The sequence below is a fragment of the Streptomyces sp. NBC_00669 genome (assembly GCF_036226785.1).
Lineage (GTDB): Bacteria > Actinomycetota > Actinomycetes > Streptomycetales > Streptomycetaceae > Actinacidiphila.
In genome coordinates this window covers 7,788,059-7,810,122 of the sequence record NZ_CP109018.1, presented here as the reverse complement: position 1 = coordinate 7,810,122, position 22,064 = coordinate 7,788,059, and the positions used below count along the sequence as shown (strand labels likewise).

Genomic DNA, 22,064 nt, shown 5'->3' with positions numbered 1-22,064 from the left:
GTCAGCTCTTCCCGAGCTGGTTGGCCCACAGGCTGGGGTCGTCCACGTTGGCCTTGGTCACCAGCGGCGCCGGCAGCTGGTCCTCCAGGCCGTTCGGGATCTTGATGATGTTCGAGCCGTGGTCGGTCGGGCCGGGCTTGAAGGTCTTGCCCGCCATGGCCGCCTTCGCGTAGTACAGCGCGTACTTGGCGTAGGTGTCGGCGGGCTGGGAGATCGTCGCGTCGATCTGGCCGGCCTTGATCGCCTTGAACTCCTCCGGGATGCCGTCGTTGGAGATGATGGTGATGTGGCCCGCGGTACCGGCCGGCTTGAGCAGGCCCTTCTGCTTCAGCAGCGCGAGGGTGGGCTGCAGGAAGACGCCGCCGGCCTGCATGTAGAGGCCGTTGAGGTCCGGGTTGGAGGCCAGCGTGGTCTGCAGCTTGGCCGACGCGGTCGCGCCGTCCCAGTTGGTGACGAGCGGGATCACCTTGATGCCGGGGAAGTTGGTCTTCATGCAGGAGGCGAACGCCTCCGAGCGGTCCCGGCCGTTGATGGAGGACAGGTCGCCCTCGAACTCGGCCACCTTGCCCTTGCCCTTGAGCTGCGCGCCCAGGTACTTGCAGGCGTTCGTGCCGTACGCCTTGTTGTCGGCGCGCACCACCATGTACACCTGCCCCTTGTCCGGGCGGGTGTCGACGCTGATCACCGGTATCTTCTTCTTCGCCATCTGGTCGAGGGTGGAGGCGATCGCACCGGTGTCCTGCGGGGCCATCACGATCGCCTTGGCGCCCTCGTTGGCAAAGCTCTGCACGTTGGCGACGAGCTTGCCGATGTCGTTCTGCGAGTTGGTGCGCGGCAGCGCGGAGACCGCGCCGGCCTTGATGTCCTTCTCGATGTAGCCGTTGTACGAGTTCCAGAAGTCGCTGTCCGAGCGCGGCAGGTCGATACCCACCTTGCCCGAACTTCCTCCTGCCTTGCTTTCGCTGCCTCTGTTGCAGCCCGCGAGCGCGGTGACCGCGAGCAGCGCGGCACAGGCGGCCACGGTCGTCGTGCGCAGTCTCATCGTCGAGTCCTGCCCTTCCGGGTGTGGGTGATGTCGGCTCTGCGAAGGGTGGAGCGGGCGGAGCTGGTGGAGCGGGTCGTGCGGGTCGTGCGGATTGTGCGGATGGAGCGGGTCATGCGGGTGGTGCGAGTGGCGCTGGTGGCGCTAGTCGGCCGCCGGGCGCAGCCGCAGCCCCTGCATGCCGCCGTCCACGGCGAGGGAGGCTCCGGTGACGCTCGCCGCCGCCGGGCTCGCCAGGTAGACGATCGCGGCGGCGACCTCGTCGGCGCTGACCAGCCGGCCCATCGGCTGCCGGGCGTTGAGAGCGGCCCGCTCGGCGCCCGGGTCGTCGGCCTGGTCGAGCAGCCGGCCGACCCACGGGGTGTCCGCGGTGCCGGGGTTGACGCAGTTGACCCGTACGCCCTCGCGCACGTGGTCGGCGGCCATCGCCAGGGTCAGCGAGAGCACGGCGCCCTTGCTGGCGCTGTACAGGGCCCGTTGGGGCAGGCCCGCGGTGGCCGCGATGGAGCAGGTGTGGGTGATCGAGGCGCTGCCGGGCCGCGCCACGGCGGCCTTGCGCAGGTGCGGCAGCGCGGCGCGCGCGGCCCGCACCAGGCCGAGGACGTTGATGTCCATGACCCGCTGCCACTCGTCGTCGGCGTTGTCCTCGACGGTGCCGACGGCGCCGATCCCGGCGTTGCCGACGAGGATGTGCAGGCTGCCCAGCTCCCCCACCGCCTCGGCCACCGCCGCCTGGACCGCCTGGTCGGAGCTGACGTCGGCACGGACCGGGACGGTGCCCTCGGGCGCGCCGGAGGGGTCGCGGTCCAGGACGGCGACCCGCGCGCCGCGGGCGGTCAGCAGCCGGGCGGTGGCGGCCCCGATGCCGGAGGCGCCGCCGGTGACCAGGGCGGTCAGCCCGGCCAGGTCCTGCGGGTGGAGGGCGGTCGCGGTCTCGTGGGAGGGGGTGTCGGTCATCGGGCGAGCTCCTGTCGGGCCACCCAGACCGGGCCGTCCGGGTAGCGGTAGTCGGTGAGGGTCTCGGGGACCATGCGGGCGGAGAAGCCGGGGGCGGTGGGCGCCTGGTACCGGCCGTTCTCCATCACCACCGGGTCGGTGAAGTGCTCGTGCAGGTGGGGAACGTACTCGATGATGCGGTCGTCCCAACTGCCGGAGACGGCTACGTAGTCGAACATCGAGAGGTGCTGGACGAGTTCGCACAGGCCGACCCCGCCGGCGTGCGGGCAGACCGGCACGCCGAACTTGGCGGCGAGCAGCAGGATCGCCACGTTCTCGTTGACGCCGGCCACCCGGGCCGCGTCGATCTGCACGAAGTCCACGGCGCCGGCCTGGAGCAGCTGCTTGAACACCACCCGGTTGGCGACGTGTTCGCCGGTGGCGACCCGGATCGGCTGGCCGGCCCGCACGGCGGCGTGCGCGAGCACGTCGTCGGGGCTGGTCGGCTCCTCGATCCAGTACGGCTCGAACGGCGCGAGCGCCCGCATCCAGTCGACGGCCTCGGCCACGTCCCAGCGCTGGTTGGCGTCGACCGCGATCCGGATGCCGGGGCCGACCGCCTCCCGGGCCAGCCGCATCCGCCGCAGGTCGTCGTCGAGGTCGGCGCCGACCTTCAGCTTGATCTGGGTGAAGCCGGCCGCCACCGCCTCCTTCGCCAGCCGGGTCAGCTTCTCGTCGGAGTAGCCGAGCCAGCCGGGCTCCGTGGTGTAGGCGGGGTAGCCGCGGCGGCGCAGCTCCTCGGCCCGCGCGGCGCGGCCGGGTTCGGCGCGGCGGAGGATCTCCAGCGCCTCGTCCCTGGTCAGCGCGTCGCTCAGATACCGGAAGTCGACCAGGTCGACGATCTCCTCCGGGGTCATCCCGGCCAGCAACTCCCAGACCGGGCGGCCGGCCTGGCGGGCGGCCAGGTCCCAGGCGGCGTTGACGACCGCGCCGGCCGCCATGTGCATCACGCCCTTCTCCGGGCCGAGCCAGCGCAGTTGCGAGTCGTGGGTGAGCAGCCGGTAGAAGGCGCCGAGATCGCCGGTGACACTGTCCACCGTGCGCCCGACCACATAGGGTCGGAGCGTCGCGATCGCCGCGGCGACGACGTCGTTGCCGCGCCCGATCGTGAAGCACAGGCCGTATCCCGCCAGGCCCCCGGGCGCGTCGGTACGGAGTACCACGTAAGCGGCGGAGTAGTCGGGGTCGGGGTTCATGGCGTCCGAGCCGTCGAGCTGCTCCGAGGTCGGAAAGCGGATGTCGTACACGTCGACCTCGGTGATGGTCGGACTCATGCACACTCCCGTCGCGAGACATCGGATCTTTTTTCGATGATCCGATGTATAGCCGTGCGCGGTGGGGTTCGTCCAGGGGGGAGCGCGAATTTTGTCGATTACAGATCGGATGTCTCAACGCGCGCGGCCGCTGGCGTCGTGGCTGGTGAGACGCATGCCGACCCGGCGTACGGCGCTGCGGTGGCTCCGACGTGCGGTGATCGGCGGCACCGCGCTGGCCGTACTGGCGATGCTCGGCGCGGGCGGCGCGCTGCGGGCGCAGTACGCCGGCGACCCGTCCGCCGCCGGCCGCACCCGCGGCAACGACGCGGTCTGGCTCGGCCACGCCTGGGTGGACGGCACCCGCACACCGGCCGAACTCGCCCTGCTGCGCGACCGGGTGCGCGGCAGCGGCATCCACGACCTGTACGTCCACACCGGTCCGCTCTCGGCCGACGGGAGCCTCGACCCGGCCCTGTACCCCACCGCGGCCGCGTTCCTCGCCGACGTGCGCCGCGAACTGCCCGGCGTACGCGTCCAGGCGTGGCTCGGCGACACCGTCGCCCACGGCGGCACGCCCGGGCTGCGTCTGGACGACAGCGCGGTCCGCGCCCGTATCCGCGACTCGGCGCGGCAGGTGCTCGACGCCGGCTTCGCGGGCGTCCACCTCGACCTGGAGCCGGTGCCGTCCGGCGACGGCGGCTTTCTGCGCACCCTCGACACGGTGCGGGCGCTCACCGTCGCCCGCGGGGTGCCGCTGTCCGCCGCGGTGCCCCAGATCGACCCGCTGCCCGGCCTGCACACCGTCTCCCACCTGCCGTTCAGCCACCCGAAGTGGTGGTCCCAGCGGTACTTCGGGCAGGTCGCCGGGCGGGTCGACCAGATCGCGGTGATGGCCTACGACACCGCGCTGCCCGCCTCGTCGCTGTTCGGCGGCTACATCGCGCAGCAGACCTCCCTCGCGTTGCAGGTCACCCCGAAGGCCACCAACCTCCTGATCGGGCTGCCCGGTTACCACACCGAGGCCATCGGCCACCACGGCTACGCCGAGACCGTCCCGGCCGCGGTGCGCGGCGCCCGGGTGGCGCTCGCCCGCACCGACCGCGACCGCGCCGCCTTCGGCCTCGCGCTGTACGTCGACTTCGCCGCCGACCCCGCCGACTGGGCGGCGTACCGGGCCGGCTGGGGCACGCCGTGACGAGCAGCGGTCACGGCGCGGGCTGCGGCGCACCGTCCGTTACGCCGTAGGCTGGTTCCCGCACGCAGGAGTACGCCGGAAGGAGAAGCTGGGTGATCGAGCTGGAGGGTGTTCCCGAGCTGATCGATCCGGTCATGGTGGCCGCGTTCGAGGGCTGGAACGACGCCGGGGACGCGGCCTCCACCGCGGTCGACCACCTCGACCGGGAGTTCAAGGGCGAGGTCTTCGCCGCGCTCGACGCCGAGGACTACTACGACTTCCAGGTCAACCGGCCCACGGTCTGGATGGACGGCGGCACCCGCAAGATCACCTGGCCGACCACCCGGCTGTCGGTGGTCCGCATCCAGTCGCCCAAGCCGCGCGACCTGGTGCTGGTGCGCGGGATCGAGCCCAGCATGCGGTGGCGCTCGTTCTGCAACGAGATCCTGGGCTTCGCGCACGAACTCGGCGTCGAGATGGTCGTCATCCTCGGCGCGCTGCTCGGCGACACCCCGCACACCCGTCCGGTCCCGGTCTCCGGCGTCACCTCCGACGCCGAACTGGCCACCACCATGAACCTGGAGGAGTCCCGGTACGAAGGCCCCACCGGCATCGTCGGCATCCTCCAGGAGGCGTGCACGCACGCCGGCATCCCCGCGGTGAGCCTGTGGGCCGCGGTGCCGCACTACGTCTCCCAGCCGCCCAACCCCAAGGCCACGCTGGCCCTGCTCAACCGCCTGGAGGACCTGCTCGACCTGCGCATCCCGCAGGGCGAGCTCCCCGAGGACGCCCGCGCCTGGCAGGTCGGCGTCGACCAGCTCGCCTCGGAGGACAGCGAGGTCGCGGAGTACGTCCAGACGCTGGAGGAGGCGCGGGACACCGCGGAGTTGCCGGAGGCGTCCGGCGAGGCCATCGCGAAGGAGTTCGAGCGGTATCTGAGGCGGCGGGACCCCGGGGACTACGCGTCCAGCGAAGGCACTGACGGCGTCCCCCACTTCCGCGGCAAACCCGCGCCCCGGGAGGACCCGAACCCCTCGTCCTCCTCCTCGGACAAGGACGAGGACGAGGACGACGGCGAGGACGACAGCGAGTAAGAGGCCGACGGCGCGTAAGAGGGGCCGCGCCCTGGGGGGTGACCGCCTTCCCGGACGGCGGTCACCCCCGCGCACGCGGTCCTAGAGGGCCACGCCCAGCAGCGCGTCCACCGCGCGGGAGACGAGCCCGGGTGCGCCCGGGTCCGTGCCGCCCTCCGACGCCTGGGTGACCGCCCAGGCGTCGACGGCGGCGAGCGCGCGCGGCGCGTCGAGGTCGTCCGCGAGAGCGGCTCGCACCTCGTCGAGCAGCGCGTCGGCGGACGGCCCGTCGGGGCGGGAGACGGCCTCGCGCCAGCGGCCGAGGCGGGCCACGGCGTCGGCGAGGACGTCGTCGGTCCACTCCCAGTCCGCCCGGTAGTGGTGCGCGAGGAGCGCCAGCCGGATCGCGGCCGGGTCGACGCCGGCCCGGCGCAGCGCGGAGACGAAGACGAGGTTGCCCTTGGACTTGGACATCTTCTCGCCGTCCAGGGCGACCATCCCGGCGTGGACGTACGCCTTGGCGTACGGGTACTCCCCGGTGAGCACCTGGGCGTGCGACGCGCCCATCTCGTGGTGCGGGAAGGCGAGATCGGAGCCGCCGCCCTGGACGTCGAAGCCCATCCCGAGGTGGTCCAGCGCGATCGCGACGCACTCGATGTGCCAGCCGGGGCGCCCGCGCCCGAGGGACGCGCCGTCCCAGCTCGGCTCGCCGTCCCGCTCGGCACGCCACAGCATCGGGTCGAGCGGGTTCTTCTTGCCCGGCCGCTCCGGGTCGCCGCCGCGCTCGGCGGCGAGCAGCCGCATCGCGGCGGCGTCGAGCCCGGACACCGCGCCGAAGTGCGGGTCGCACTCGACCGAGAAGTACACGTCGCCGTCCACGTCGTACGCGGCGCCGGTCTCCCGCAGCCGCTCGATCAGCGGCACGATGCCGGGTATGGCCTCGACGGCCCCGATGTAGTGGGCCGGGGGCAGCAGCCGCAGCGCGGTCATGTCCTCGCGGAACAGCGCGGTCTCGCGCTCGGCGAGCGCGGTCCAGTCGTCGCCGGTGTCCGCCGCGCGCTCCAGCAGCGGGTCGTCCACGTCCGTGACGTTCTGCACGTACTCGACCTGGCGCTTCGTGTCGAGCCACACCCGCTGCACGAGGTCGAACGCGTTGTAGGTCGCCGCGTGCCCCATGTGGGTGGCGTCGTACGGGGTGATCCCGCAGACATAGAGGCGGGCGACCGGACCGGGCTCGATGGGGACGAGTCCACCGGTCGACGTGTCGTGCAGACGAAGAGGGCGTCCGGTGCCCGGAAGGGCGGGGACGTCGGAAGCTGGCCAGGCATGCATGAGACGAGGGTAACCGGGCCGGTGGTCGACCACTTCCGCTGGGATGGGTGCCTTTCCGGCACGGCCGTACCGGGCGGGACGGCGCACCCCCGGGTGGGGAGTCCGTCAGACCGGCGGCCAGGGGATCGAGGGCCAGTCGCCGGACGGGGCCGGGTGGACGCCGGTTTCCAGCAGCCGGTCGACCCGGGAGCGCAGCGCGGCCGTCTCCGCGGGGGTGATCAGGGTGCCCAGCCGCTCGCCGAGGGCGCCGGAGAGGTCCACGGCGAGCCGGGTGAGGACCGCTACCGCCTCGGCCGGCAGGGGCTCGCCCGCCCATCCCCACAGCAGCGTCCGCAACTTGTCGTCGGTGTGGAAGGTCACGCCGTGGTCGATGCCGTAGAGCCGCCCGTCGGCGGCGGGCAGGAGGTGGCCGCCCTTGCGGTCGGCGTTGTTCACCACCGCGTCGAGGACGGCCAGCCGGCGCAGGCGTATGTCGTCGGCGTGCACGAGCAGCGCGGTGCCGCCGCCTTCGAGTCGGGCCTCGACGACGGCCTTCCAGCCCGGCGCCGGCTCGGTGTCCTCGGTCAGCGCGAGCAGCGCGCCCGGCCCGTCCTGGCCGTCGTCGTCATCGCCGTCGGCCCCGTCCTCGCCACTGCCGTCCTCGTTCCCGCCGTCGGCCGCGGACTCGATCCACAGCTGCACCATGCCCTCGCCGTACGGCCCGTCGCGCAGCACCGTGGGCGGGACCAGGCCCCAGCCGGTGGCCTCGGAGACGAGGTAGGTGGCGACCTCGCGCTGGGCGAGGGTGCCGTCGGGGAAGTCCCACAGCGGCCGCTCACCGCGGACCGGCTTGTAGACGCAGGCGACGGTGCGGCCCTGGTGCGTGCTCTCGCAGAGCAGCACGGCGTTGGAGGCGTCACGGATCTGGCCGCGTACGGCCAGTTCGCCGTGGCGCAGCGCCTCGATGTCGCGTGGATCGACCCCGGTGCCGGTGTCCGTACCCGGGGCGGCGGTCGCGTCCGCGCCCACGGCGGCCCGCGGGTCCGTGCCGGTGCTCAGGCCGACCTCCGGTACCCGTTCTGGCGCGGGCATACGTGTCCTTCCGGGTCCAGGGGGAGGCTGCACAGCGGGCAGGGCGGGCGGCCGGCGGAGACCACGTCGAGCGCGCGCTTGGCGAAGGAACGGGCCTGGGCGCCGGTCAGCAGCACCCGCAGCAGCGGCGGGCCGTTCTCGTCGTCCTGGAGCAGTTCCTCCTCGGCGGCCTCCAGGTCCTCCTCGTCCTCGCCGGCCAGTTCGACCAGGGCCTGCGCCTCGATGACCATCCGCTCATGGGCGCCGTCCCACGCCAGCGCCATGGTGCCGACCCGGAACTCCTCGTCCACCGGCACCTCCAGCGGAGCGGCGTCCAGCATCTCGGTCGGGGCGACGGCGGGGACCGAGGCGTTTCCACCGGTCCTGCGCACCACCTCGTCGAGGAGTTCGTCGATCCGCTCGGCGAGCGCGGCCACCTGCGTCTTCTCCAGGGCCACGCTCGTGGTCCGGCCCAACGCGGTGGCCTGGAGGAAGAACGTCCGCTGTCCGGGCTGACCGACGGTCCCGGCGACGAAGCGTTCCGGGTGTTCGTAGAAGAAGACCTGGCGGGGCACGTCCTGCTCCGTTTGCTCGGCTTGATCGACTGTGCTGGTGCTTGACTGCTGCTCGGCTGCTGTGACGGCTGTGCCGCGCCGCGCGTGCGGCGTGTCAGGGCACGGGCCACCGGGCATCCACCCTACTGCGGAAGCCGATCACGAGGTGCCGGTCGAACCGCCGACCACGGCGTCCCCCGGGTCCAGCCGGCCCTTGGAGCGGGCGGCGTCGGCCGAGCCTCCGCCGGGCGTGCTGTCCGCGGCGCCCTCGGCCGGCGGCGGGGGGATCAGCGCGGTGAGGTCGCCGGTGTCGCCGAGCCGCAGCAGGAACGGGCGGTGCGGGGTGTAGCGGACGACGGTGACCGAGCAGGGATCGGCGTTGATCCGCTGGAAGAGGTCGAGGTGCGTGCCGAGGGCGTCGGCGACCAGCGCCTTGATGACGTCGCCGTGCGAGCAGACCAGGTACAGCGCGTCCGCGCCGTGCTCGGCCTCGATCCGCGCGTTCCAGTCGCGTACGGCGTCGACCGCGCGGGCCTGCATCGCGCGCAGCGACTCGCCCTCGGCGCCGGGGAAGACGGCGGCGGAGGGGTGCCGCTGGACGGTGGCCCACAGCGGCTCCTCCGCCAACTCGCGGATCTTCCGCCCGGTCCAGTCGCCGTAGTGGCACTCGCCGACCCGGTCGTCGGTGTGCAGGGGCAGTTCGGGCCGGGTGGCGAGCAGCGGTCCGACCGTCTCCTGGCAGCGCTGCAGCGGGCTGCTCACCACGGCGGCCAGCGGAAGGGCGGCGAGCCGGGCGGCGAGCGCGGTGGCCTGGGCACGGCCGGTGTCGTCGAGGGCGACGCCGGGGCTCCAGCCGGCCAGCACTCCGTCGGTGTTGGCGGTCGAACGGCCATGCCGGACGAGGATCACGGTGGGCATGTCCGCCACCGTAACCCCTTCCGGGGACGCGCGTTGTGCTGGGTGACGGCCGTGGCGGGGAAGATCCCCCCGAGCCCCCACCACGGCCGCGAACGTCACCGGCCGGTCCACGTGCCGAGCCGGGGGCCTGGCGGGCGGGCGGCAGTCGGGCCACGCGAGGGCCGCGGAAGGGCGGGAAGGCCCCGGGAGGCGGCCGCACCCGCCGGGTCCCGCTTTCCGAGCGCGTTTGCTCACCACTTCCGGCGTTTTGCTCGTACCTGACGGCCCGTTGTCTCCGCTTTACATGCAGGGCGAGAGCCGTGCGTCCGGCGGCCGCTTACGGTTTGCTTGTCCTTGCGGTCAGGTCCCGGCCTGTCACTCCCCGTGGGTAGGGTGCAGCAGGGGTCGAGTCGAGACGGCCCGACGTGTCGGGACCGCGAAGCAGGTGGAGATGTTCAGCAAGGCGACGAGGAGCCGCCCGATGACCGAGCCGGGCGTGGGTACCGCGGGAGCGGACTGGTCTCCTTACGCCCGGCTGCAGGACGCGGCGGGGGCGTACTTCCTGCACCCGGACATCGCGATGGACGCGATCACGGGGGTGCTCGGCCGGCGCCGGGTGCGGGGTTTCACGCTGGAGCGCGTGGTGGACCTCACCGAGGCCGGCGCGTCGGTGTGGCAGGAGGCGGCGGTCTGCGACGGGCGGCGGCTGATCCTGTGGCACAGCGAGGAGTTGGCCGACGCGAACGCGCCCGGCGGGACCGTGCTGGACTCCTCCGTGCAAGTGCTCCCGCTGGACGCGATCGGCCACGTCGGCATGCGCACGCTCGTCGGGCGCGACGAGCGCGGGCGCCGCATCGACCGCGGGGTCTACCTGGTCCTCGCCACCGTGATGCCCCACGAACTCACCGCGGCCCAGGCCGATCCGGACTCTCCGCTGCCGGTCGCCTCCGCGAAGATCCGGCCCGAGTCCTTCCGCTTCAGCAAGTCCCTCGACGACGGCGGCCCCGGCCAGATAGCCCGCCTCATCGACTTCGGCCGCCTCCTGGGCCGCCTCGTCCCGGCGGGGTAACGGCAACGGAGAGCGGGAGCCGGCAAGGGGCGCGTGGGGGCACCTCCCAGGCGAAGCTCCGGGGGGACGACCGCGCGACCAGCGCAGCACCGACAGGTGGTCCGGGCACTTCCGCAACCATGCCCCCCGGGCGGTCGCGTTACCCCAGCCCCGCCAGCGAAAGAGCCTCGATCCCCGCCCGCAACCCCGCGACCCGCTCATCGAGGCTGAACCCGGAAGGCGCCAGCGAGAGCGTGGTCACGCCCGCGGCGGCGTACTCCTTCATGCGGTCCGCGATCCGCTCCACCGGCCCCAACAGGCAAGTGGAGTCGATGAGTTCCTGCGGCACCGCCGCCGCGGCGGCGTCCTTCTCCCCGGCCAGGTACTTGTCCTGGATGTCCGCGGCCTGCCGCTCGTACCCCATGCGCTGAGCCAGCTGGTTGTAGAAGTTCTGCTTGCGGCTCCCCATCCCGCCGACGTACAGCGCGGTGTACGGCCGGAAGGTGTCCGCGAGCTTCGGCAGATCCGCCACGGAGCCGAGCGCCAGCGGCAGCGTCGGGCACACGTCGAACCCGTCCATCGTCAGCCCGGCCTTCTCCCGGCCGGCCCGCAGCGGGCGGATCGCGGTGTCCTCCAGGTGCGCGGCGGACGGGAAGATCAGCAGCGCGCCGTCGGCGATCTCGCCGGTCTGCTCCAGGTTCTTCGGGCCGATCGCCGCGATGTACAGCGGGATGTGCTCGCGCTGCGGGTGCACGGTCAGCCGCAGCGCCTTCCCGGGGCCGCCGGGCAGCGGCAGCGTCCAGTGCTCGCCCTCGTATGACAGCCGCTCGCGGGACATCGCCTTGCGGACGATCTCGACGTACTCGCGGGTGCGGGCCAGCGGCTTGTCGAACTTGACGCCGTACCAGCCCTCGGAGACCTGCGGCCCGGAGACGCCGAGGCCCAGCCGGAACCGGCCGCCGGTCAGGGAGTCCAGGGTGGCGGCGGTCATCGCGGTCATCGCCGGGGTGCGGGCCGGGATCTGGAGGATCGCCGAGCCCACGTCGATCCGCTCGGTCTGCGCGGCCACCCACGACAGCACGCTCGGCGCGTCGGAGCCGTACGCCTCGGCGGCCCAGCAGACGGAGTAGCCGAGGCGGTCGGCCTCCTGGGCGACGGCGAGGTTGTCCGCGTCCATGCCGGCGCCCCAGTAGCCGAGGTTGATCCCGAGCCGCATACCGCTCCCCTTAGTACGTACTGGCCAGTAACGTCGTTGTCCCCCCGGACTTTAGCGCCTTGTCCGGCCGAACGCGCCTGTCGGGTACGTCACTGCTCCCCATTTGGAGGGCCGGGCGCTAGCCTCAGCGGTCATGGAGCACAGGCATCTCGGCCGCACCGGCCTGCGCGTGTCCCGGCTCGGACTCGGCACGCTCACCTGGGGGCGCGACACGGGCGAGCGGGACGCCGCCGACCAGCTCAAGTCCTTCTGGGAGGCGGGCGGCTCGCTGGTCGACACCGCGGACGTGTACGCGGACGGAGGCGCGGAGTACCTGCTCGGGCGGCTGATCGAGGACCTGGTGCCGCGCTCCGACCTGGTGATCGCCACGAAGGCGGGCAGCGTGCCCGACCCCGACCGGCGCTTCGACACCTCCCGCGGGCACCTGCTCGCCGCCCTCGACGCCTCGCTCCAGCGGCTCGGCACGGACCACGTCGACCTGTGGCAGGTGCACGCGTACGACCCGGGCACGCCGATGGAGGAGACGCTCCAGGCCCTGGACATCGCGGTCAGCAGCGGCCGGGCCCGCTATGTCGGGGTCTCCAACTTCTGCGGCTGGCAGCTCGCCAAGGCCGCGTCCTGGCAGCTCGCCACGCCCGGCCGCACCCCGCTGGCCAGCACGCAGATGGAGTACTCGCTGCTCCAGCGCGGCGTCGAACGCGAGGTGCTGCCCGCGGCCGTCGACCTCGGCGTGGGCCTGCTTCCGTCGTCGCCGCTCGGGCGCGGGGTGCTCACCGGGAAGTACCGGCACGGCGTCCCCGCGGACTCGCGCGGCGGCTCCTCCGGCATGGCCGCCTTCGTCGCGCCGTACCTCGACGACACCGCCCGCCTGATCGTGGACGCGCTGGCCATAGCGGCCGACGGCCTGGCCGTGTCGCCGCTGCAGGTCGCGCTCGCCTGGGTGCGGGACCGGCCGGGCGTCACCGCGCCCATCCTCGGCGCGCGCAACGCCGCGCAGCTCGGCGCCGCTCTGTCGGTGGAGGGCCTTACGCTGCCGGAAGAGATCTGCTCGGCCCTTGACGACGTCTCGGCGCCGTTGCACCGCTACCCGGACCACGACTGGACCACTCTCTGAGTCCTGCGAGTCGCGGCCGTTCCGCTCCACGGAGGCTTCCAGCGTGACCACCCCCACCCCGCCCGACGACTCCACCGCTCCCGCCGCGCAGGCCGCCGCTCCGACGGCTGCCGGGACTCCCGCGGCCCTCGCGGACGGCGGCGCCGTGCCCGCCGCGCGCCCCGGCCCGGCCGGGAAGCCGGATCTGGCGAGCCTGGCGGCGGCGATGCGGTCCATCGAGCGCGGCGACAACCCGGCGGCGCCCGCCCCGCGCGGCGACGCGGCCGAGGCCCGCCGCAAGCGCCGCGAGGCGATGGCGGAGGAGGCGGCCCGGCTCCAGGCCCTGGAAGCGGCCGAGATGGTGGGCGGGACCACGCCGGGCGCGACCGCGGAGCAGGGCGAGGCGGCGTCCGAGGGCGGGTCCGGCGACGGGCCGGCCGAGCCGGCGGACGCGGGGGGCGAGGGCGAGGCGGGAGACGCGCCGGAGCCGACCGACGGGCCGGAGCCCGGCGACGCGCCCGAGCCCGGCGACGCCGATCTGCCCTCCACCGCGGCGGGTACGACCGGTGAGGCGGGCGCCGAACCCGGCAACGGCCCGGCCGGGCAGGTGACTTCGGCGCAAGGCGGGCCCGCCGGCGTGCGTCCGGCCCGCGCGGAACGCCCGGCCGCGGCGCCCGCGAGCGCCACCCGGGCACCGCTCGACGCCACCGCCGTGGACGCGGCCCGGCAGGTGCTCGCGGGCGGCGGAGCGCCCGGGGAACTGGCCGAGCCGGTCGTACGGGCGCTGGGCGAGGGCGCGGCCGCGCTGGTGCGGGAGGACCCGTGGGGGGTGCTCGGTCTGCCGGGGGTGCGGGTCGGGGTGGAGCAGGTGGACGCGTTCGCCCGGGCGGTGCTGGGCGGGGCGGTCGGCCCGGGCGACGAGCGGCGGGTGCGGGCGCTGGTGGGCCACGTACTGGACCGGGCCGCCGAGCAGGGCCACACCGCTCTCGACGGGGACGCGCTGCGGACCGCCCTGGCGCGCTACTCCGTACCCGACCCGGACACCGCGATCGCCGCCGCCGTCGAGGAGGGCCGGGTGCTGGTCTTCCGCGCGGAACCCGAAGGCGCGGCCGGGGCCCCGGAGGACGACGAGGACGCCGAACCGGCGCCCGTACCCCTGCTGTTCGGCCTGGACCGGTACGCCCTGGCCGAGGAGAGCCTCGCGGACGGCTGTGTACGGCTGCTGCGCTCCTTCGAGGGCGCCCCGGGCGGCGCGGGTGCCGCGGCCGGCGCCGAAGGCGCAGAGGACGGCTCAGGGGACGCCGCGGGGGGTTCGGCGGGCGGGTCGGCGGGGAGTTCGGCGCCCGACTGGGAGGCCGCCGCGGCTGCCGCCCCTTCCCCCTCCGCCGCCGAGCTGATCCGCGCGGCCGCCGGCAGCGGGCTGGTGCTGCACACCGGCGGCGAGGCGGCCCGGGCCGAACCGGCCGCGCTGGTCGCGGCCGCCCGTGCGGCGGGCCTGCGGGCGTACGCCGCCGCCTACACCGACAGCGGCAGGCGGCGGCTGGCCGCGGTCCCCGGGATCGGCGAGGACGGCGCGCTGACCGTCGCGGGCCTGCTGGCGGGCGGCCGGGCCGCCGACGGCAGCCTCCCGCTCGACCTGCTCGCGGTGCTGGACGCGCCCCAACTGTCCGTCGAGGAGGCCGCCACGCTGGTCGAGGCGGTCCCGGACGGCGCGCGGCTGGTGCTCAGCGGCGACCCGCACGCGCTGTGGTCGGCCGGGCCCGGCCGCGCGTTCGCCGACCTGCTGGCCGCGAAGGCGTGCCCCCGGGTCACCTCGCGCACCCCCGACCCGGGGCCGATCGGCGAGCTGACCTCCTGCGTGGCCATCGGCGAGCTCACCCCGGTCGACGCGCCGGACAAGGAGGTCGTGGTGGTCCCGGTGCGCGCGCCGGGCGAGGCGGTGCACCGCGCGGTGCAGCTGGTCGCGGACTCGGTGCCGCGGGCGTTCGGGGTGCCGCCGGAGCAGACCCAGGTGATCACGCTCGCGCACGGCGGCCCGGTCGGCACCCGCGCGCTCAACGCGGCCCTCAAGGAGCGGCTGAACCCCGGCCCCGGCCGGTTCGGCGGCTTCGACCCGGGCGACCGGGTGGTACACGTGCCGGCCCCCGGCCGTACGCACCCGGCCACGGTGGTCGGCGCCGAGCCGGACGGGCTGCGGCTCGCGGGCGAGGACGGCCCGGTGCTGGTGCCGCGCGCGGAGGTCGCCGCGACCGTACGGCACGGGTGGGCGGTCACCGGCCACCAGGCGGCCGGCATCCGCTGGCCCGCGGCGGTCGTGGTGGTGCCCGGCGACGCCGGCCCGCTGCTCACCCGCGGCTGGGTCTACACCGCCTTCGGCCGCGGTGAGCGGCACCTGTCGGTCGTGCAGGGCGCGGACCAGGCGCTGGCCGCCGCCGTGGCCGGGCCGGTGGCGAAGGAGCGTACGACCCGGCTGGCGGCGGTGCTGCGGGAGCTGGCGGCGGAGTAGGCGGGGCGGCGGTACGGCTGCGCGAGCCGCGGCGGGGGCCGTGTGGCGGCCCCCGCCGCCCGGCTCACTCCGGGTCGAGCGCGCCGCCCAGCTCGTCCTCGAAGACCAGGCTCATGTCGAAGCGGCACAGCGCGAGCTGCGGGTCGGCCTGGTCGAACGGCGCGTCCAGCCACTCCCCCGGCTCGGTGGGCTCGGCGGCGCACACCCACAGCGTCGAGTCGCCCTCCTCCAGCCCGAACTCCTTGTGCCGCTGGGCGATCTCGTCGGGTTCGTACTCGCCGAAGACCGCCGCGACGGCCGCGTTGACCGACTCACCGGCCTCCGCGTCGCCCTCCGCGGCCCGCCGGGCCTGGGCGAGCAGCCGCTCCGGCTCGACCACGGTGTAGTCGCGCCGGATCAGGACGCTGATCGCCTCCGGGTCCTCGGGGCCGCGGTACTCCGGCGCCCCGTCGCCCGCGGGCACCTCGAACGGGGTCACCTCGTCGTACCTGTCGTACAGCAGCTCGTCGTACGACTCGGCGGCCGAGGCCAGAGCTTCGAACGCCGCGTAGACGGACGGGTCGTCGTCCCCGGCACGGTTCTCGATCGCGTCGAGGTGGCGGTCGAGCGCGGCTTTGAGCGCTTCTACCGCGGCACGGACCTCGGCAACGGTGGGCTGCACGTCATCAGACATGGAGCAGACGCTATCCGCACAGGGGCGTTGCCCGCACAATAGATTGCGATGCCGGAATACGAATTCAGAGAGATGTACGTGCCGCGCGGTACCTCGCGCAAGGACGCGGCACGTCTGCTGACCGACGAAGCCGAGTACAGGCACTGGGAGCTGGACCGGGTGCGGTTGTACCCGGACGGCAGCCGAAGAGTGCGGTTGCGCCGCCGGATCATCCGCCAGGTGCGGGCCACGTGGTGAGAAGTCCGGGGTGTCAGGTGACGGGACCGCCCGGGTAGCCACGCCCCGTGGATCGCCGGACCTCGCGGTCCGTGGACGGTTGCTCGCTTGGTTCTCCCCCCGCGCCCCTGTGCAACCGCGGCCCGCCGCGTGCTTGCCCCGGGGGCGCCCGCGCTGCCCGCCCTGCCCGCGCTGATCAAGGGGCGCGTGGGGGTGCTTCCCAGGGCCGTCAGGCCCTGGGGGGAGAACGGGGCGAGGGACCACCCACGGACCGCGAGGTCCGGGCTCTGCTGACAGGGGCTGGGCTTGCCGTCCCCCGCTCAGCGCGCGGCGCGTCCGCGGCGGAAGAGCAGGGCACCGCCGAGGAGCAGCGCGCCGGCCGCGCCCGCGATCATTCCCATGTCGTCCGCGCCGGTCTGGGCGAGGGTGGGGGTGGCCGCGCCGGCGGGGGTGCCGGTCTGCGACACGGGGGTGGCTCCGCCCGGGGTGCCCGGGTTCGTCGGGGTGCCCGGGTTCGTCGAGGTGCCCGGGTTCGTCGAGGTGCCGGGATTCCCGGGGGTACCGGGGTTGCCCGGCTTCCCCGGGCGGCTCGGCGTACCCGGGTGACCGGGGTGGCCGGGGTGGCCGGGGTGTCCGGGGTGTCCGGGCTTCCCCGGGTGGCTCGGCGTACCGGGGTGGCCGGGCGTACCCGGGGTGCCCGGCGTGCCCGTACCCGTGTCGCTGTTCCCGCACTCGTTGCCGAACGCCGGGTTCAGCAGGGCCAGCACGTCGACCGTGTTGCCGCAGACGTTCACCGGCACCTGCACCGGGGCCTGGACGGTGTTGCCCGACAGCACGCCGGGCGAGCCGACCGCCGCACCGCCCGCACCCGCGTCCGCGTGGGCGAGCCCGCCGGCCGCGGCGAGCACCCCGCCCGTGGCGACCGCGGTGAGCAGGCCCTTCTTCGTGACCTGACGCATGGATTCGTTCCTACCTTCTTGCGACTCTTCACCGAGCGGTAGGGAACATCCATGCCCCGCACCCCCCGGAAATGGCGAGCGGCCCCGGAGCGCCGTGAGCGGCGTCCGGGGCCGGCCTCCCCCACGCCGTCGGGCATGGGAGGGTTCCCGAACCGCGGCCGGGTGGCGGCCGCGGAGGGTCCTGCTAGCTGTTGACGCAGGTGTTCCCGAAGGCGGGGTTGAGCAGCCCGACCACGTTGACCGTGTTGCCGCACAGGTTGACCGGCACGTGCACCGGGATCTGGACGACGTTGCCCGACAGCACGCCCGGGGACTGCACGGCGGCACCCTGGGCGCCGGCGTCGGCGACCGCCAGACCCGCGCCGGCGAGCACCAGACCACCGGTGGCAGCCGCAGTGGCGACGACCTTCTTGAGCATTTGTTTCCTCCTGGATGGGACCAACGTGGCCCCAGAGCCGCGGACCACACCCGTCGTAACGACGCGGAGGAAACGGGGCTACGAACGAACCCGGTCATTCACTCGTACTGGCGATCCGGGCCGGGGGTACGGGCACAGACGAGCGAGCGTTCGACCGCCGTACGGCCGTGGGTGAGGTGGGCGTGGTGGCCGCCGCCGTACGGCCGCGGGCGGGCGGCTGGCGGGGCCGTGTCCACCGGCCGCCGCCCGCCACCCGCCCGCGCGCTGCTCGATCTCCCGCTGTCGCTCAGCAGTTGTCGATGAAGTGGTCCAGCACCCGCACCCCGAACTTCAGGCCCTCGGTCGGGACCCGCTCGTCCACGCCGTGGAACATCCCGGCGAAGTCCAGCTCGGGCGGCAGCTGCAACGGGGCGAAGCCGAAGCAGCGGATGCCCAGGTCGGAGAAGGACTTGGCGTCGGTGCCGCCGGAGAGCATGTACGGCACGGTGTGGGAGATCGGGTCCTCCGCCTTCAGCGCGGCCCGCATCGCGTCGACCAGCGAGCCGTCGAAGTCGGTCTCCAGCGCCTTGTCGGTGTGGAGCGTCTCGCGCTTCACCCGGGGGCCGAGCACCCGGTCGAGGTCGGCGAGGAACTCCTCCTCGTACCCGGGCAGGAAGCGCCCGTCCACGTGGGCGGTGGCCTGGCCGGGGATGACGTTCACCTTGTAGCCGGCGCCGAGCATGGTCGGGGCGGCGGTGTTGCGCAGGGTGGTGCCGATCATCCGGGCGATGCCGCCGAGCCGGGCGAGGGTCTCGTCCATGTCCTCCGGGTCGAGTTCGACCCCGAACGCGTCGGACAGCTCGTCGAGGAAACCGCGCACCGACTTGGTCAGCCGGACCGGGAACTGGTGCCGGCCCAGCCGCCCGACCGCCTCGCACAGCTCGGTGATGGCGTTGTCCTTGTTGGTCATCGAGCCGTGGCCGGCGGTGCCGTCCACGGTGAGCCGCATCCAGTGCATGCCCTTCTCGGCGGTCTCCACCAGGTACAGCCGCAGGTTCTCGTTGACGGTGAACGAGAAGCCGCCGACCTCGCCGATCGCCTCGGTGACGCCCTCGAAGAGCCCGGGGTGGTTGTCCACCAGGTGCCGGGCGCCGTAGGTGCCGCCGGCCTCCTCGTCGGCGAGGAACGCCAGCACGATGTCCCGCGGGGGCTTGCGCCCGCTGCGCACCCGGTCGCGGATGACCGCGAGGGTCATCGCGTCCATGTCCTTCATGTCGACCGCGCCGCGGCCCCACACGCAGCCGTCGACCACCTCGCCGCCGAAGGGGTGCTGGCTCCAGTCGTCGGCGTTCGCCGGGACCACGTCCGTGTGGCCGTGGATCAGCAGCCCGGGCCGGCTGCGGTCCTCGCCCTCGATCCGCACCACGGTGGACGCCCGGCCCGGGTGCGACTCGAAGATCTCCGGCGCGAGACCCACGTCGGCCAGCTTCTCCGCCACGTACTCGGCGGCGGCGCGCTCCCCCGGGCCCGAGTGGTCGCCGTAGTTGCTCGTGTCGATCCGGATCAGCTCGGCACACAGGTCGACGACCTCGTCCTCGCCCGCGATCCTCCCGCTGTCCGCCCTTGCGGGCCCCGACTCACTCACGCTGTCTCCTCGCTCGTTCCCCGCCGCGGCGACCGCGACCGATGCGTCTCCCATCCTCCCTCGCCGCCCGGCGTCTTCCCACCCCCGCCTGCCTCGGCTCCTCCCGCTCCCCCTCCCGCGCACCCTCACCGCCCCGTCAACGCGCCCTCCCGGCCCCGGCCTCCGGCCGTGATTTCCCGGTCTGGATCTTTGCTATGGTTTACCTCGTCGCCCCGGCCCCGTCGCCGCGGTGACACACCCCGTCCGGGTGGCGGAATGGCAGACGCGCTAGCTTGAGGTGCTAGTGCCCTTTATCGGGCGTGGGGGTTCAAGTCCCCCCTCGGACACCATCACCGACGAAGACCCCTGTTCGTCAGGGGTCGTCGTCGTTTTACGACGGTGGTGTGACAGACGGCACGGCGACTCGTCGCCCGGGTCGGGCCGGGGATGACCGGCCGCATCGGCCCGCCCCGGAGGCTGCCGACCGACGCGCTCCGTCGTCACCCGCCAACACGTGGGACGGGTCGTCCGGCCAAGGGACTTGACGGTCAGCCGAAACGGCGCGGCCGAACCGATGGAAACCGGGTCGCCCCCGCTCCTGCCACCAGCGGAACCCCGCCTCCACCTCGAGAGTCGTGCACGGGCGGTCGGCATGGGCATCCATACGTTCGCTCGTCTCGCGGGCAAGGCCGATACGGTGCCGCGCTTCCTCGTTGTTCCCGGCGCGCGCCGAACCCACTGCCGAACTCACTGCCGCGCGACGTCGCAGGGAACCCCGTGTACGCAGGGCGAGTTGGTCTCCGATGCCGCGCTCGCGCCGGATGGCCGAAAGCGACATGTCGAGGAAGGCGTTCGCGTCGGACCAATCAGCGGTGGCCCACATGTCCCAAGCCCGGAGGCTGTTGGCCACCGCAGGCATCATGGCGTCACCGGACGCGGCCGCAGAGCACGCGGCGCGCTCACAGGCCATGGCGACCAGCTCGGGATGGCCGAGAGCGTGGGCGGCGTCGTGGGCGGTCTTGCAGGAGATCGTGTCGATGGCGAACGCCTCCTCGCGCTCGCGCCCGCCGGCGAGCGGCGCGGGGTGCCGTCGAACACCGGTGCCAGGTCGTACCGTCGAAGCTCTCGCTCGATCGACGCGGCAGAGGTGCGCCAACCGCTTTCGGCTCCCCTGGTCGCGTGAGGCCGTGCCGTCAAGTCCTTCGGATGGCAGTGCAGGGCCGCGGCCAACTCGTCGATCGTGCCTGCCCGATCACGCTCCACGCGCTCGTTCCCGACCTTGGAGACCCGCCCTTGGGTACGCCGCACGGCGGCGGCGAGGTCCGCCTGCGCCATCCGCAGACGAAGGCACCGGCGTCGCACCCTTCGTCCCACCGTCTCGCCCTCGTGCCGCATGCGTCGATGCCGGCACGACGGCGGCAGCCTGCCGACGGAAACGTCAACCAAGGGCGGGGCATCGGGAAACCGCGCGCGGGCCGTCGGGCGGGCGAACCGCCCGTGGTGTGCCCCGGCTCACACGGGGCTCGGCGTGGCGCGGTGATTGCAGTGGCATCGGCCACAGAAAGGCGTTCTCCCGGGCCCATCCCTTCGAAATCGGGTTATAACTTCCGAAGTGGTGCGCAATGGGAGTTACTTGATCATCACTGGCGAAGTGACCGATTTCATACGCTTCGCGGCATTTCATCGTCCTGCGTAGAAAGGTGCGTATTGTGGCCGCTTACCTCTGCCCGCCCGCGGTGATACACGGCGAGCACGCCGTGCAGACCGGCCAGATCCTGGCCGAAGTTCGCGACCGGCACCCCCACGCACCGTGGCTGTCGCGGATCGAGGGCATCGCGGACTCCACAGGGATCGCCTCCCGCGGGTGGATGCTGCCGCTGAGCGCCGCGGTCGCGCCCAGCGCCGAGGGCGGCCTGCGGACGCCGGGCGTCGCCCCGGCCCGGGAGGCGCTGGCCCGCGACGGGTTCGCCGAGCAGGACGTGGACCGGGCGATCGCCGCGCTCGAAGCGATACCCGCACCGCAGACCGTGCAGGAGCGCACCGCGCCCGCCTGGGAGGCCGTGCAGGCGTACGGCGAGCGGGCCGCGCGCGGGGCCCTGCAGAGCGCCGGCCTCGACGCCTCCGACGTCGACTGCCTGATCACCAGCAACTCCACCACCCCGGCGCTCCCGGGCCTGGACGTCACGCTGGCCAACCGGCTGCCGCTGCGCGACGACGTGCTGCTGCTGCCGGCCGCGCAGTGGGCGTGCATCGCCGGCACCCGCTCGCTCGCGCTGGCCGCCGACCTGGTCGCCGCCGACCCCGAACGCGTGGTGCTGGTCGTGATCTCGGAGGCGCTGAGCACCACCTACCAGCCCGCGGACGACACGCTGGAATCCCTGATCGTCCGCCTGCTGTTCGCGGACACCGCCGTCGCCGTGGTGGTGACCGGCCGGCAGCGGCCGCAGTCCGTACTGCGGCTCGACGCCGCCTGGCACCACACGCTGCCCGGCACCCAGGACCTGCACCGGCTGGACACGCGCAGCGACGGCACGCACTTCGTGATGGACCGGCGCGGGCCGCGCGCGGTGCAGAGCACCGTCACCGCGATGTGGGAGTGGCTGGGTCGCCGCCACCAGAACGACGCCACCCCCTGGCACCCCGACCTGCTGCTCGCGCACCCCGGCGGGACCCGGGTGCTGGAGTACATGGAGCAGACGATGCCCGAGGAGTGGCCGGAGGGGATGCTGACCTACAGCCGGGACAGCTACACCACCGGCAACCGCGGGGGCGCGGCCGTGTTCGACATCCTTCGGCGCGCGCACGACGCCGGCCAGAAGCCGGGCAGCCGTACGGTGCTGTACGCGGCGGCGCCGGGGCTCACCGCCACGGCCGTGGAAGGCGAGTGGCTGTAGCGCACGGACGCCCTCCGCGCGGGTCCGCTGCCGATCGGCTGTAGCGCGCGGACGCCTTCCGCGC

The 22,064-nt window shown here is 73.8% G+C and carries 20 protein-coding genes and 1 tRNA gene; 8 read left to right on the top strand and 13 right to left on the bottom strand.

Going from position 1 to position 22,064, the window contains the following annotated elements:
- Position 1 precedes the first annotated feature (1 nt).
- The 3 genes from OG896_RS33000 to OG896_RS32990 all read right to left on the bottom strand — a co-directional run bounded on the left by OG896_RS33000 (position 2) and on the right by OG896_RS32990 (position 3,312).
- Complete coding sequence (locus OG896_RS33000; protein WP_328461980.1) at positions 2 to 1,042, bottom strand: sugar ABC transporter substrate-binding protein; 1,041 nt, start codon at positions 1,040 to 1,042, stop codon at positions 2 to 4.
- 144 nt (positions 1,043 to 1,186) lie between these two features.
- Positions 1,187 to 1,999, bottom strand: a complete 813-nt coding sequence (locus tag OG896_RS32995; protein WP_329371235.1) for an SDR family NAD(P)-dependent oxidoreductase — start codon at positions 1,997 to 1,999, stop codon at positions 1,187 to 1,189.
- Positions 1,996 to 3,312, bottom strand: coding sequence for an L-fuconate dehydratase (locus OG896_RS32990; RefSeq protein ID WP_329371233.1), 1,317 nt, complete (start codon positions 3,310 to 3,312; stop codon positions 1,996 to 1,998). The genes OG896_RS32995 and OG896_RS32990 overlap by 4 nt, the downstream gene beginning before the upstream one ends.
- Before the next feature lie 154 nt (positions 3,313 to 3,466).
- On the opposite strand from OG896_RS32990, the gene OG896_RS32985 reads away from it, so the two are divergent.
- Complete coding sequence (locus OG896_RS32985) at positions 3,467 to 4,489, top strand: hypothetical protein (RefSeq protein WP_329371231.1); 1,023 nt, start codon at positions 3,467 to 3,469, stop codon at positions 4,487 to 4,489.
- Positions 4,490 to 4,581: 92 nt separating this feature from the next.
- A complete protein-coding gene (locus OG896_RS32980; RefSeq protein WP_329371229.1) occupies positions 4,582 to 5,562 on the top strand; it encodes a PAC2 family protein in 981 nt (326 codons plus the stop codon).
- An 81-nt stretch (positions 5,563 to 5,643) separates the two neighbouring features.
- Here OG896_RS32980 and mshC read toward each other — a convergent pair whose 3' ends face one another.
- The 4 genes from mshC to OG896_RS32960 form a co-directional block, all read right to left on the bottom strand.
- Positions 5,644 to 6,873 carry a cysteine--1-D-myo-inosityl 2-amino-2-deoxy-alpha-D-glucopyranoside ligase gene (gene mshC, locus OG896_RS32975; RefSeq protein WP_329371227.1) on the bottom strand — a complete coding sequence of 410 codons (1,230 nt, stop codon included), beginning with the start codon at positions 6,871 to 6,873 and terminating at the stop codon, positions 5,644 to 5,646.
- Between the two features lie 105 nt (positions 6,874 to 6,978).
- Entirely contained in the window at positions 6,979 to 7,944 is a 966-nt protein-coding gene (locus OG896_RS32970) for an SCO1664 family protein (RefSeq protein ID WP_329371225.1), read from the bottom strand.
- A complete protein-coding gene (locus OG896_RS32965) occupies positions 7,908 to 8,498 on the bottom strand; it encodes a DUF3090 domain-containing protein (protein WP_329371223.1) in 591 nt (196 codons plus the stop codon). Before OG896_RS32965 ends, OG896_RS32970 begins: the two co-directional genes overlap by 37 nt.
- A 138-nt stretch (positions 8,499 to 8,636) precedes the next feature.
- Positions 8,637 to 9,395, bottom strand: a complete 759-nt coding sequence (locus OG896_RS32960; protein WP_329371221.1) for a histidine phosphatase family protein — start codon at positions 9,393 to 9,395, stop codon at positions 8,637 to 8,639.
- 460 nt (positions 9,396 to 9,855) lie between these two features.
- Here OG896_RS32960 and OG896_RS32955 point away from each other — a divergent pair, with 460 nt between their 5' ends.
- Positions 9,856 to 10,443, top strand: a complete 588-nt coding sequence (locus OG896_RS32955; RefSeq protein WP_329371219.1) for a hypothetical protein — start codon at positions 9,856 to 9,858, stop codon at positions 10,441 to 10,443.
- A 139-nt stretch (positions 10,444 to 10,582) separates the two neighbouring features.
- Here OG896_RS32955 and OG896_RS32950 read toward each other — a convergent pair whose 3' ends face one another.
- Entirely contained in the window at positions 10,583 to 11,638 is a 1,056-nt protein-coding gene (locus tag OG896_RS32950; protein WP_329371217.1) for an LLM class F420-dependent oxidoreductase, read from the bottom strand.
- A 133-nt stretch (positions 11,639 to 11,771) separates the two neighbouring features.
- Here OG896_RS32950 and OG896_RS32945 point away from each other — a divergent pair, with 133 nt between their 5' ends.
- Both OG896_RS32945 and OG896_RS32940 read left to right on the top strand, forming a co-directional pair.
- Entirely contained in the window at positions 11,772 to 12,752 is a 981-nt protein-coding gene (locus tag OG896_RS32945; RefSeq protein ID WP_329371215.1) for an aldo/keto reductase, read from the top strand.
- A gap of 43 nt (positions 12,753 to 12,795) precedes the next feature.
- Complete coding sequence (locus OG896_RS32940) at positions 12,796 to 15,237, top strand: helix-hairpin-helix domain-containing protein (protein ID WP_443057191.1); 2,442 nt, start codon at positions 12,796 to 12,798, stop codon at positions 15,235 to 15,237.
- 64 nt (positions 15,238 to 15,301) lie between these two features.
- Here OG896_RS32940 and OG896_RS32935 read toward each other — a convergent pair whose 3' ends face one another.
- Entirely contained in the window at positions 15,302 to 15,910 is a 609-nt protein-coding gene (locus OG896_RS32935) for a hypothetical protein (RefSeq protein ID WP_329371213.1), read from the bottom strand.
- Positions 15,911 to 15,958: 48 nt separating this feature from the next.
- Here OG896_RS32935 and OG896_RS32930 point away from each other — a divergent pair, with 48 nt between their 5' ends.
- Positions 15,959 to 16,147 carry a DUF5703 family protein gene (locus OG896_RS32930; RefSeq protein WP_328462000.1) on the top strand — a complete coding sequence of 63 codons (189 nt, stop codon included), beginning with the start codon at positions 15,959 to 15,961 and terminating at the stop codon, positions 16,145 to 16,147.
- Positions 16,148 to 16,446: 299 nt separating this feature from the next.
- On the opposite strand, the gene OG896_RS32925 is transcribed toward OG896_RS32930, so the two are convergent.
- From OG896_RS32925 to OG896_RS32915, 3 genes are all read right to left on the bottom strand, one after another.
- A complete protein-coding gene (locus tag OG896_RS32925; protein WP_329371210.1) occupies positions 16,447 to 17,085 on the bottom strand; it encodes a chaplin in 639 nt (212 codons plus the stop codon).
- A 184-nt stretch (positions 17,086 to 17,269) separates the two neighbouring features.
- Positions 17,270 to 17,503 carry a chaplin ChpH gene (gene chpH / locus OG896_RS32920; RefSeq protein ID WP_329371208.1) on the bottom strand — a complete coding sequence of 78 codons (234 nt, stop codon included), beginning with the start codon at positions 17,501 to 17,503 and terminating at the stop codon, positions 17,270 to 17,272.
- A 286-nt stretch (positions 17,504 to 17,789) separates the two neighbouring features.
- On the bottom strand, positions 17,790 to 19,127 hold the full coding sequence (locus tag OG896_RS32915; protein WP_329371206.1) for a M20/M25/M40 family metallo-hydrolase: 1,338 nt from the start codon (positions 19,125 to 19,127) through the stop codon (positions 17,790 to 17,792).
- A 241-nt stretch (positions 19,128 to 19,368) separates the two neighbouring features.
- On the opposite strand from OG896_RS32915, the gene OG896_RS32910 reads away from it, so the two are divergent.
- A tRNA-Leu gene (locus OG896_RS32910) sits at positions 19,369 to 19,456 on the top strand.
- A gap of 568 nt (positions 19,457 to 20,024) precedes the next feature.
- Here the strand turns inward: OG896_RS32910 and OG896_RS32905 are convergent.
- Positions 20,025 to 20,441 carry a helix-turn-helix domain-containing protein gene (locus OG896_RS32905; RefSeq protein ID WP_329371204.1) on the bottom strand — a complete coding sequence of 139 codons (417 nt, stop codon included), beginning with the start codon at positions 20,439 to 20,441 and terminating at the stop codon, positions 20,025 to 20,027.
- Positions 20,442 to 20,815: 374 nt separating this feature from the next.
- On the opposite strand from OG896_RS32905, the gene OG896_RS32900 reads away from it, so the two are divergent.
- Entirely contained in the window at positions 20,816 to 22,000 is a 1,185-nt protein-coding gene (locus tag OG896_RS32900) for a type III polyketide synthase (protein WP_329371202.1), read from the top strand.
- Positions 22,001 to 22,064: the final 64 nt, after the last annotated feature.